General features: G+C 42.9%; 10 protein-coding genes. 4 read left to right on the top strand and 6 right to left on the bottom strand.

The window, feature by feature from the left end; genetic code table 11:
• The 3 genes from KHN78_RS14105 to KHN78_RS14095 all read left to right on the top strand — a co-directional run.
• The coding region (locus KHN78_RS14105) for an OmpA family protein (RefSeq protein ID WP_211916515.1) at positions 1 to 284 on the top strand (284 nt) is incomplete at its 5' end.
• Positions 285 to 396: 112 nt separating this feature from the next.
• Positions 397 to 750 carry a DUF2750 domain-containing protein gene (locus KHN78_RS14100; RefSeq protein ID WP_128810837.1) on the top strand — a complete coding sequence of 118 codons (354 nt, stop codon included), beginning with the start codon at positions 397 to 399 and terminating at the stop codon, positions 748 to 750.
• A 206-nt stretch (positions 751 to 956) separates the two neighbouring features.
• Positions 957 to 2,924, top strand: a complete 1,968-nt coding sequence (locus tag KHN78_RS14095) for a diguanylate cyclase (protein ID WP_211916514.1) — start codon at positions 957 to 959, stop codon at positions 2,922 to 2,924.
• Here the strand turns inward: KHN78_RS14095 and queC are convergent.
• A complete protein-coding gene (gene queC / locus KHN78_RS14090) occupies positions 2,881 to 3,579 on the bottom strand; it encodes a 7-cyano-7-deazaguanine synthase QueC (RefSeq protein WP_128810835.1) in 699 nt (232 codons plus the stop codon). The genes KHN78_RS14095 and queC overlap by 44 nt on opposite strands.
• A gap of 35 nt (positions 3,580 to 3,614) precedes the next feature.
• Positions 3,615 to 4,265: a 7-carboxy-7-deazaguanine synthase QueE gene (gene queE, locus KHN78_RS14085; RefSeq protein ID WP_211916558.1), complete on the bottom strand. Its 651-nt coding sequence runs from the start codon at positions 4,263 to 4,265 to the stop codon at positions 3,615 to 3,617.
• A gap of 165 nt (positions 4,266 to 4,430) precedes the next feature.
• Here queE and KHN78_RS14080 point away from each other — a divergent pair, with 165 nt between their 5' ends.
• Positions 4,431 to 5,243, top strand: coding sequence for a Cof-type HAD-IIB family hydrolase (locus tag KHN78_RS14080; RefSeq protein ID WP_211916513.1), 813 nt, complete (start codon positions 4,431 to 4,433; stop codon positions 5,241 to 5,243).
• Positions 5,244 to 5,320: 77 nt separating this feature from the next.
• Here KHN78_RS14080 and KHN78_RS14075 read toward each other — a convergent pair whose 3' ends face one another.
• The 4 genes from KHN78_RS14075 to prpF all read right to left on the bottom strand — a co-directional run bounded on the left by KHN78_RS14075 (position 5,321) and on the right by prpF (position 10,999).
• Positions 5,321 to 6,757 (bottom strand): bifunctional NUDIX hydrolase/phosphatase PAP2 family protein, encoded by a 1,437-nt coding sequence (locus KHN78_RS14075; RefSeq protein ID WP_211916512.1) that lies wholly within the window; start codon positions 6,755 to 6,757, stop codon positions 5,321 to 5,323.
• Positions 6,758 to 7,089: 332 nt separating this feature from the next.
• Positions 7,090 to 7,569, bottom strand: coding sequence for a GNAT family N-acetyltransferase (locus tag KHN78_RS14070; protein WP_211916511.1), 480 nt, complete (start codon positions 7,567 to 7,569; stop codon positions 7,090 to 7,092).
• A gap of 309 nt (positions 7,570 to 7,878) precedes the next feature.
• A complete protein-coding gene (locus KHN78_RS14065) occupies positions 7,879 to 9,756 on the bottom strand; it encodes a propionyl-CoA synthetase (protein WP_211916510.1) in 1,878 nt (625 codons plus the stop codon).
• A gap of 55 nt (positions 9,757 to 9,811) precedes the next feature.
• The gene (gene prpF, locus KHN78_RS14060) at positions 9,812 to 10,999 is read right to left on the bottom strand and encodes a 2-methylaconitate cis-trans isomerase PrpF (protein WP_211916509.1); all 1,188 of its coding nucleotides are present in this window, start codon (positions 10,997 to 10,999) and stop codon (positions 9,812 to 9,814) included.
• Between the last annotated feature and the right edge of the window lie 11 nt (positions 11,000 to 11,010).

Below are 11,010 nucleotides of genomic sequence, written 5' to 3'. Positions count from 1 at the left end.
ACACCTCAATTGAATTGAAAGGCTATGCAAGCAAAACCGGAAGCGCTTCACATAATCTAGAGCTATCGAAACGACGCGCTCAGAATGTAGAAAAAGCACTGCTCAATTACGGCATAGACAGCGACCGAGTAAAAATCGTCGGTTTTGGTGATACACATCTTGCGACAGATGGAACAGATGAAGTGAGCCATGCGCTCAACCGCAGAGTCACGGCATCGGTTATTGGATACAAAGGTGAAATCAAAAAAGAGTGGACTATATTTACTACTCTTCCAAAAAGTTAAACTAAAGGAGCTTCGGCTCCTTTTCTTTTTCATGTGAGCTTGGCTGTATTATGCTTTAGGAATCGACGCTTTAGTGTTAATCTAGCCGCGTCATAACAATGAGAGTTTTGAAATGAGCAAACTTACAACAGATATCCAAGCAAACCTTGAACTTTTCGTTGCGGAATCAAAAGCAAACCAATTAGTTTGGGGTCTACGTAACGAAGAAGGTTGGTTATCTTGTGATTCTACAGAATTCGAAAGCAGCGAAGTGATGCCTTTTTGGTCTGCAAAAGAAGACGCGCAAGCACACAACGTTGAAGAATGGGCAGATTTCGAAGTACTAGAGATCCCTCTAGATATCTTTGTTGAAGATTGGCTTCTAACTCTAGCTGAAGATGGTGTTCTTGTAGGTACAAACTGGAACGCACAATTAGAAGGCAAAGAGGTTGAACCTCAAGATCTCGCTAAGCTATACGTTGCTTAATATCACCTAGTTTAGCTGTACAAGGCCTCATCCCTATGTTGAGGTCTTGTTAGTTCCATTTAAAAAGTCTGAATTTACCACAGAAAAACACCTACTTTTCCCATACCTTTATCGATTCCTTTTGAGTTTGTCACAAAGGCATTGCCTCTCTTGGGATATCATGTTTGCAGATATCTATACAATAAATTACATAAGGTTACACCACTATGCGCACGCTGCTCTCTTTGCTTGCGTCACTTTTATTAGGCAGCCAAGCATACGCGAGTGATACACAAAACATCACTCAATGGCATGCTGTTTATCAAGCAACACTAAAAACAAACGTAAACTCTGCACTGAGTATGCTTCAAGATCGATATCACACTGCAGATACAGACAGTGAAAAACTATACGTAAGTGGTTTGATTTATGAATATATGTCTAACATCAATCAACCGTATTATGGAAGTAGTCAGATTTTGGACAATCGTTTTGCCAAGCTTGAGTCTAAATATATCCAAGCACTAAAAGAGCGTAAAAACGGTAATTGTGATGCCTCAGTAAGTCTATTTTCATCTTTGTTACAGGCAACAAAACAACAACAGGACTTAGAAAGTAAAGCGCTAATGAATTATCAATTGTGCTATACGCTCAATCAACAAGGGCAGTATCACAAATCGAATTTCTTCTGCTCTTCACTCATGCAACAGTTTTCCAACGGGCACCCTGAAAGTATTCCGTCTGATTTAGCAATACGTGTGATTGCGAATAACTTTGATTTTCGCGGTGAGTACGATATCGCGTTAAACCTCTACCGACGTATTCTTAATAACATGCCCGCTCAAAGTGACACATCGGGCGTATACAACGATGTGGGTAATTTACTTAGTGAGCTAGGTCAGTTTGAACAATCTGAGCAATATCTCATCCAAGCATTACTGGCGCGCCAACTTGATGCTAAACCTTTGGAAGTCGCTCAAGTCGAACATAGCCTTGCGGCAATGTACAACAAATCAAAAGACTACGATAAAGCGATCAGCCATTATAAAAATGCTCTAACGATTCTCGATGGCTTAAACTACCCATACGGCCAAGGCCTCACCTATCTCGGATTAGGATCGGCTTACATAGAGTCCGGTGATCTTAAAAGCGCTGTACCTATGATCAGGAAAGCACTAAAGCTCGGTGAGCAATATGACAATATACGCCTCCAAACGGAAAGCCACCTAGCTGCGGGATCTGCATACTTAAAACATGACATGCAAGACAAGGCGTTAGAACATGGTCAAGCTGCACTTAACTTGTCACTGACTAACTCAACCTCTGCATTACAAGCAAAAGCACAGTTACTGCTTTCGCAAGTATATGGCCGTTTAGGGGAGTACTCGAAAGCACTCACTCATTATAAAAATTACGCAACGCTTGAACTGGCTAACCGAGATGCTAACAACGTAAAAGCCATCGAAGCGCTAGACTTAACCAAAAATGAATATGAATACGACCTACAACTGGCCAAAATCAATAATGAACGAAGCTTAAAACTACTCGAAGTAGAAAAATTAGGCGATCAGCAACGCGCTTACAATTTTGCCATCTTCTGTTTACTCATTTTATTGATAGCAAGCCTATTCGTCCAACGCAGGACAAGAATCAAATCAACGTTAGACACGCTCACAAGCTCTCTAAACCGCAGTGCAATTATTGATAAGATTAAAGATCAATGCGCCAAATGTTCAGACGACATGCGCTACGTCCTAATTCTAATTGACTTAGATCAATTTAAGTTAATCAACGATAACTATGGTCACCCAACGGGAGACGCGGTATTGCGGCATGTCAGCAAAGCATTAAAAGCGAAGCTCAATAAAGACGAATATTTAGGTCGATTAGGAGGAGAAGAGTTCGTCTTGTTGCTGAAAAACGTTGACGAGATCGATGTTCCGTTTCGTGTGCAAAGCATACACAAGACAATTTCAGAAAAACGAATAAAAACCTCAAACAATCAATTACTTAGTATTACAGCAAGCTTGGCCTATTTATCAACATCGAAGCCACTCACTAACTTCGACGAACTGTATTCGATATTAGACCAAGCTCTATATCAAGCCAAAAGAAACGGCCGAAACGCAATAATCGATGCTTACAATGAGCCTATTGATCTTCCGCCTGCTGCTTTTGAATCAACGACTTCATAACCATCTCTTGGTTGTTTAAATACTCTTCTAAGCCCGCTTTGCGTAAATCGCAAGACGGGCAATCTCCACAACCATCACCAATGATGCCGTTGTAACACGTTAAGGTATTTTCACGAACCAGATTCAGCGCGTCATATTGATCGGCAAGTGCCCATGTTTCTGCTTTATTCAACCACATCAGAGGTGTGTTGATTTTAAACTGGCGATCCATGCCTTTAACCAAAGCGCTGTTCATCGATTTTACAAAGTCATCACGACAATCAGGGTAACCGCTAAAGTCTGTTTCACACACACCGGTAATCACCGCCTTCGCACCAATCTGATAAGCGTAAATGCCCGCAAGCGTTAAGAACAAAATATTGCGTCCAGGTACAAACGAATTCGGTAAACCATTTTCTTGAAGTTCATGAGAAACAGGTATGTCATCACGAGTAAGTGAGCTAATCGCTAATTCATTCAATAGACCCACATCCATCACTTTGTGTGCGGTTACGCCAAGATCTTTTGCTAGCTTCTCTGCTACTTCAATCTCAAGTTTATGACGCTGACCATAATCAAATGTGATGGCGTGCACTTCATCATATTCTTGTAATGCTTGAACCAAGCATGTTGTTGAATCTTGTCCGCCACTAAAAACAACCACGGCTTTCTTCATCTTTTTTCTCCAGGTTTCACTTACTGTGATTGGTATTAAGCAATACTCAAATATTTATGAGTTTGAACTGACAAACGCCAATTGCGCGCTACGCAGGTATCAATGCAAAGTTGAGTTGCCCTTGGCTTTTGGCTAATTGGTTGTAATGCAATCACAGTCGTCGCTTCAATGTTTGCAGAGGATAAGAGTTCATCAAGATGGTCAATATCCTTTTGCGTACCTACCGGGTGTTTAATTTCGTTCGCACGTTCTAAAGCACTTCTCAATACTGGTAATCGACTTTTCATGGCCACTTTAGGTGACACTGTCACCCATGTATTATCCGAAGTTACGACCTCTGACGTGCCACTCGTCTCTATTTGACATTGGCAACCCATAGATTCAAATGCTTCCGTCAATGCACGTAAATCATAAATACACGGTTCGCCGCCCGTGATAACGATATGCTTGGCATTAAACCCCTGTTTTTTGTATTCAGATACGATGGCATCGGCAGAGACGAAACACCATGTTGGGGAATCTTCAGTTTTCAACAAAATATCACCAATTGAGCGTTGATCTTCCTCTTGCGCAAACCATGTCTGCTTGGTATCACACCATGAACAACCAACCGGACATTCTTGCAAACGCACAAATACCGCTGGTACACCCGTGAAAACCCCTTCCCCTTGGATGGTTTCGAACATCTCATTTAGCTTATACAACGTGGAACTCACTCAACTCATCATACTTAGAGGCGAAGACCTTAATTGAGAGCCGCATCTAGGTCAATTTAAACCCAAAAAATAATTGTTAAAATAGACTCTTTTGTAGTTTCATACTCAGGTTTCCAATTTTTAAGGTAAGTAAAGATGTATAAGCTGATCGCTCTTGATATGGACGGCACGCTGTTAAACAGCAATAAAATAATTTCACAAGAAAACAAGCATGCTATTGCTAGAGCCCGAGAGGCTGGTGTAACGGTTGTACTTGCTTCTGGTCGTCCACTTGAAGGCATGCAGGACAAACTCGATGAGCTGAACATCGACTCTGATAAAGATTTTGTCCTCTACTACAATGGCTCAATGGTTAAGAACATTGGCACCAACGAAATCATTCATCAACAGATCATTGATGGTAAAGCTGCAAAGAAAATCGCTCGTAAAGCCAAAGAGCTAGGTGCGTATGTTCATGCATTTAGCCAAGAGCATGGCCTGATTACTACAGAAAACAACCCATATACAGATATCGAAGCCAAGATCAACGGCCTTGAGATTACCGAAATGAACTTCGAAGCGTTAGAAGATGATCATGCCATCATCAAAGCAATGATGGTTGCTGAGCCAAGCAAACTGAGTGAAGTTATTAACGCCCTACCCGCCAAATTTCGTGAAGAGTTTACAGTGGTACAAAGTGCTCCATTCTTCCTAGAATTTCTCAACCCAGCAAGCAACAAAGGTATCGGTGTTGCTGCGATCGCCGAATACCTCGGCATTGGTGCAGACGAAGTGATCTGTATGGGTGATGCTGAAAATGACCACCACATGCTGCAATACGCAGGTCTAGGAATAGCGATGGCAAACGCCATGGAAGAAACAAAGCAAATTGCAGACTACATTACTGAAAGCAATGATGACCATGGTGTAGCAAAATCAATAGAAAAATTTATACTCAACGCTCAGTAAAGCGCAAGCATAACAACTTTTCTGTACGATAAAGACAACGAAGCCTCGCAATTGCGAGGCTTCTTTATGTGTAAATATTAGACTTTGAGATCAACAGCCCTAACGGTCAGCCTTTTCGCGAGTACCATAAACAACAACATTAACAGTGGATAATGTAGCGTGTTCAACACGAGCGACCATAAACTGCTAAATGACACTAACGTTTCAAAATAGCGATACAACTGATCAACTAATAACAAAGCAAGGGTGACAAACAACATCTGACGAAGCTCAAATTCACACTCTGCCTCTTTATAGGTAAGCACTAACGCTGACATCGTGATGAGAATCGCCAGCCAGCTAACAAATACTGGTAACGGCCATATAACCGAAATCACAGCCGTTATACCCGTCATGACAAACCACACGCTTTTTGAGCAAAGCAAGTCATCGATATTCACATCGGGCTTACCTTCTAATCGCAGTACATGCCACGCGACCAGTTTTCCTAATATTGCCCCAACAACCATATCAAGAATAAACGCGGTTCCTAAGAAGAACTTACACGCCATCACGATAAGTGTTACTAAAATAACAAGTAGCGTAGTTCGGTTAAGGCCAAAACTCTGCGTACGTTGGAAGATAAATGTCATGACGCAGAACCACACCGCGATTGGTAAGCTTGGGAAGCTAAAACCATAACTATGAGTTAATTCAGCAATAGGTACATAAACGTGTGGCCTTGGTAAGGAAAACCCTTGTTGTGCAACCAACACCATCAAGGATGTTGCAGCAATCGCGAAAAATAAGCGATGCACAAAACGGATACCAAACTTCATCATCACGAATGGGAATAAAAACAACAGAAACGTTGGGTTAGTTAATCCTGTTACTAACTTTGCTAGCTCACAAGCCATATCTCGACTGGTTGCAGAGAATGATCCTGCCCAAGTTTGAAGATCGACCATCCACGCGAGTTCTATCTGACGAAATGCAGGAGCAGAATCAATTAGCTGATTGACGTATTGGACTGGCTGCTCCGTTGCTTTCTCATACATCTGAGTCACATTAGACCACTGATTTGGGTATCGATAGAGCGATGAAACAAGCTCTCGTGGTGACAATAGCATAGCGGAAGCAACCTCCACCCCATAATGCGGGGCAAACCAGGTTGGAATTTCATTTCCACCTAAAGAGTTTGTCATTGAAAACGCCACGACTTCTGAGTCTGATACACAATCGTAAAATACCGCCGTGTCAGAACGACCTAGCTCTTTTCCTACAGTAACCACCAAGCCCGTTTCTTCCCACGTTTCCCTTTGTGCAGCGACTTGAGGAGGCTCTCCCTCCATAATCGTTCCGCCAGGCAATGAGATTTTATCCGTAAGGATTTCATGTATTACCGTAATTTTGTTATCTGCTCGGACAATACAAATTGCCCCTTTCAAGCCCTCCGTTGAGGGGGTTGCAAAAACAACAGGCGATACAATAAACGAGCAGAAAAATAAGAACAGAGTAAAGAAGTGTCTCAGCACAAAATACAACCTTTAAAGAAAGAACTCATTCATTGCTATCATGGCAATTGTATGAATATTTTTCGATGGAAATTAAGCAATAATGAGTCTATTTGCTGCTCATGTCAAAAATGCTTCCGATATGGCAAGCTACGCTGAGCGAATACCGCAGCAATACTCATCGTCATGGTAAAATCAAGGACACTACCTAGAAATTGATAGAACCGTAAAATTTAGGACGTGATTCTGCCAGTTATTTAAAATTCGTGTCAGAAAAACTGAATCAAAGACATAGCAATCTCACTAATGAGACTTCATTTCCGATAATACGCTCATACTCATACTCAGGCAGTCTAGCGAGATAACGTCTTTCTCAACCAGTGGATATGATGACCAAATCCGTGTTTCCCATATAACGACATCGCAGTTTGATTGAAATCCCAAACCTCGACAAACATTTGCTGAACACCGTAATCTAAAAACATGGTTTCCATACGATCAATAAGCTGTTTTGCCACACCCTGTTTTCGGTATTCAGGTACGACATACAATTCATCGATGCTTCCCATTAACACAGGTTTGCTCACTGTCGAAATTAGCTCGCAAAAATGTCCTGATACAAACCCTATAACTGTTTCATTAATCGCTGCTACAAAGACCAAGCATTCCGGATCATCAAGATAACGGGCAATACTTTTCTCTTGCTCGATCTCTTCTGCCGTTTTAAAAAATTCTGGAGATTGATGATGGTGCTCATCATGCAGTTCAAACATGAGGTCATTAAGAGATTCCAAATCATCGAAACGAGCTGGCTTGATAAGAAATGTCGACATACACTAAGGTCCATAAAAATAGTCGACTTAGTGTCTTCTCAAATTTTAAAGATAGCAAGTCGTTTAACAGGCGGTAACGACCTAATATCCGTTCCGCTATCACACGCTAATGCCAATAGAAAACCCCTTACATTCCAACACTCCCTAGTAAAAACTGTATAAGGGGCTATGAACGTAAGGGGTTTTGAGTATAAATGGTTTGAACACACGTACTTTGAATAATTGTTTTTTAAACCAATGTTTTTGAACAAAAAATGACTTCAAGCATTGAATCAGACTAACGATTCAATCCAATAAAGAGATCTTACGCTAGCGTTTTAATACCCTTTCAATCTCATTTAGGCTACTTGGGTCATCAATGGTCGACGGCACTGTGTATTGTTCACCGTCTGCTATTTGACGAATGGTGCGGCGCAAGATCTTGCCTGAGCGAGTTTTTGGTAAGCGATCAACCACCAACGCATGTTTAAAGCACGCTACCGCGCCGATTTCGTTACGAACTTTACCAACAAGTTCACCTTCAAGTGCAAATTCATCCACTTTAATGCCATCTTTTAAGACGACAAAACCAAGTGGCAACTGCCCTTTAAGCTCATCATGGATTCCTACAACAGCACATTCCGCAATGGCCGGATGTCCACCTACAATTTCTTCCATTTCACCGGTGGATAATCGGTGACCCGCGACATTAATCACATCATCAATTCGGCCCATGATGAATAGATAACCCTCTTCGTCCAGATAGCCTCCATCACCCGATACGTAATAACCAGAGAATTGACTTAGATAACCTGTTTCAAAGCGATCGTGGTTACGCCATACCGTTGGCAAACAACTTGGTGGCAATGGTCGCTTCAGCGCCACAAAACCTTGTTGGTTTGCACCCACAGGCATCCCTAGCTCATTAAGAATTTCAACCTGATAGCCCGGGATAGGCTTGGTTGCCGAACCTGCTTTCACTGGCATCATTTCGACACCGGTTGGATTTCCTGCAATAGCCCATCCGGTCTCTGTTTGCCACCAGTGATCGATAACCGGCTTGTTGGTTTTGCTTTGAACCCACTCGAGTGTTGGTGGATCCAATCGCTCACCTGCCATAAATATGGAGTGCAGATTAGAGAGGTCATATTGCTGGATAAAACGGCCATCAGGATCTTCTTTTTTTATCGCTCGGAATGCGGTTGGAGCAGAAAAAAGGACATCTACTTTGTATTCATCACATACTCGCCAAAACGCGCCTGGGTCAGGTGTTCTTACTGGCTTACCCTCAAATAAAATCGTGGTGCAACCGTGAATCAAAGGTGCATAAACAATGTAAGAATGGCCAACAACCCACCCTACATCGGATGCTGCCCAAAATACGCCATCTTGGGGAATATTGTAGATCGAGGTCATTGAGTACTTCATTGCAACCGCATGACCGCCATTGTCGCGAACCACACCTTTAGGTTTGCCCGTTGTCCCTGAGGTATAAAGAATATAAAGCGGATCTGTCGCCAATACAGGAACACACGCATGAGGTAATGCCGCGTCAAACTCTGTCTGCCAATCTAAGTCACGCTCTAACGAGAGTTCAGCTTCGCATTGCGGTCTTTGCAACACAAAGACATTATCTGGTTTCCAACGACTGTCCATGATGGCTTGATCGACAAGCGGTTTATAGGGAATGACTTTATTAATTTCAATTCCACAAGACGCGGTAAGAATCACTTTAGGCTCTGCATCTTCGATTCGCACAGCAAGTTCATTTGGAGCAAAACCGCCAAATACCACAGAATGAATCGCACCAAGACGTGCGCACGCTAGCATTGCCATTGCCGCTTCAGGGATCATCGGCATGTAAATGACCACTCGATCGCCTTTACTCACGCCTTGATTGGATAGCATACCCGCAATTTTAGCAACGTTGTCACGCATTTCGATGTAGCTATACTGGCGTTTAATACCCGTCACTGGAGAATCATAAATCAGAGCGATATTATCACCACGCCCTTGTTCACAATGGTAATCCAACGCCAACCAGGAAGTATTGAGAACCCCGTCAGGAAACCAACGTTCAATCCCATTCTCATCATTTTTTAAAATGGTATTTGGCGCTTCAAACCAATCTATATTCTCGGCTTTAGCTCGCCAAAAGCTTTCTGGTTCCGTTTGTGCCCAATCGTACTCTTTCTGATATGCAGACATATTGCATCCTCCAGTATGTCCTGAGGTAGATTCCTACTTATAAAGTTGAAATTCGTTATCTAAAGATATCCGAGGGCACTCGCACAACGCCCTCCATTATGATTCTCGCGCTACGGCTCATGATGGCTTTTTCCACGCGCCACCCTTGAACGGTTTCCGTCGCTTTTGCTCCTACTTTTAATGTTCCTGATGGATGACCAAAGACGACTGACTCTTTTTTTCCTGCACCAGCGGCCAGATTCACCAAAGTACCTGGCACACACGCGGCTGAAGCAATGGCAACGGCAGCGGTTCCCATCATCGCATGATGTAACTTGCCCATTGAGAGCGCCCTCGCGACCACGTCAATCTCTTCTTCGGTGACCGTTTTTCCACTCGAAGATAAGTAACATTTGGGCTTCGATACAAACGCTACCTTAGGTGTGTGTTGACGGCTTTGAGCTTCTTCTAACGCGTTGATCAACCCCATTTTCAACGCACCATGAGCACGAATAGACTCAAACATCGCTAATGCCTGTACATCATTATTAATGTCTTCTTGCAGTTCCGTTCCTCGGTAGCCTATCGATTCTGCGTCTATAAAAATGGTTGGTATTCCCGCGTTAATCAACGTCGCGTTAAATGTTCCTACTTCTGGTACTATCAGATCATCAACCAAATTACCGGTTGGGAACATGCTCCCCTCACCATCGGCAGGGTCAACAAAGTCGACTTGAATTTCAGCCGCTGGGAACGTCACGCCATCAAGCTCGAAATCACCCGTTTCTTGAACAAACCCATTGACTATAGGGACGTGTACGAGAATTGTTTTTTCAATGTTGGCCTGCCAGACTCTAACCGTCACAATGCCATCTTGCGGAATTCGATCTGCAGGCAATAAACCAGCATGGATAGCAAAAGGGCCGACCGCAGCAGACAAGTTACCGCAATTGCCACTCCAATCGACAAAGGGTTTATCAATAGAGACTTGTCCAAATAAGTAGTCCACATCATGGTCTGCTCGTTGGCTTCTAGAAACGATGACCGTTTTGCTCGTACTTGATGTCGCCCCTCCCATTCCATCAATTTGCTTTCCGTATGGATCTGGGCTGCCAATAACTCTCAGCAGTAGGTCGTCTCTCACTTTTCCAGGCACTTGCGCCTGAATGGGCAAATCTTCAAGATTGAAAAACACGCCTTTACTGGTGCCACCACGCATGTATGTGGCAGGGATTTTGATTTGGCTTTGTGTATGAGTATCCATATTGTTACCCT

This window comes from Vibrio sp. B1REV9 (assembly GCF_905175395.2).
GTDB classification, from domain to species: domain Bacteria; phylum Pseudomonadota; class Gammaproteobacteria; order Enterobacterales; family Vibrionaceae; genus Vibrio; species Vibrio alfacsensis.
This window is presented reverse-complemented; position numbering and strand designations above follow the sequence as displayed.

Excerpts from the sequence above, each read along its gene's own strand:
- KHN78_RS14100 (WP_128810837.1), top strand. The coding sequence starts at position 397 with ATGAGCAAACTTACAACAGATATCCAAGCAAACCTTGAACTTTTCGTT.
- KHN78_RS14095 (WP_211916514.1), top strand. The coding sequence starts at position 957 with ATGCGCACGCTGCTCTCTTTGCTTGCGTCACTTTTATTAGGCAGCCAA.
- queC (WP_128810835.1), bottom strand. The coding sequence starts at position 3,579 with ATGAAGAAAGCCGTGGTTGTTTTTAGTGGCGGACAAGATTCAACAACA.
- queE (WP_211916558.1), bottom strand. The coding sequence starts at position 4,265 with ATGTTCGAAACCATCCAAGGGGAAGGGGTTTTCACGGGTGTACCAGCG.
- KHN78_RS14080 (WP_211916513.1), top strand. The coding sequence starts at position 4,431 with ATGTATAAGCTGATCGCTCTTGATATGGACGGCACGCTGTTAAACAGC.
- KHN78_RS14070 (WP_211916511.1), bottom strand. The coding sequence starts at position 7,569 with ATGTCGACATTTCTTATCAAGCCAGCTCGTTTCGATGATTTGGAATCT.
- KHN78_RS14065 (WP_211916510.1), bottom strand. The coding sequence starts at position 9,756 with ATGTCTGCATATCAGAAAGAGTACGATTGGGCACAAACGGAACCAGAA.
- prpF (WP_211916509.1), bottom strand. The coding sequence starts at position 10,999 with ATGGATACTCATACACAAAGCCAAATCAAAATCCCTGCCACATACATG.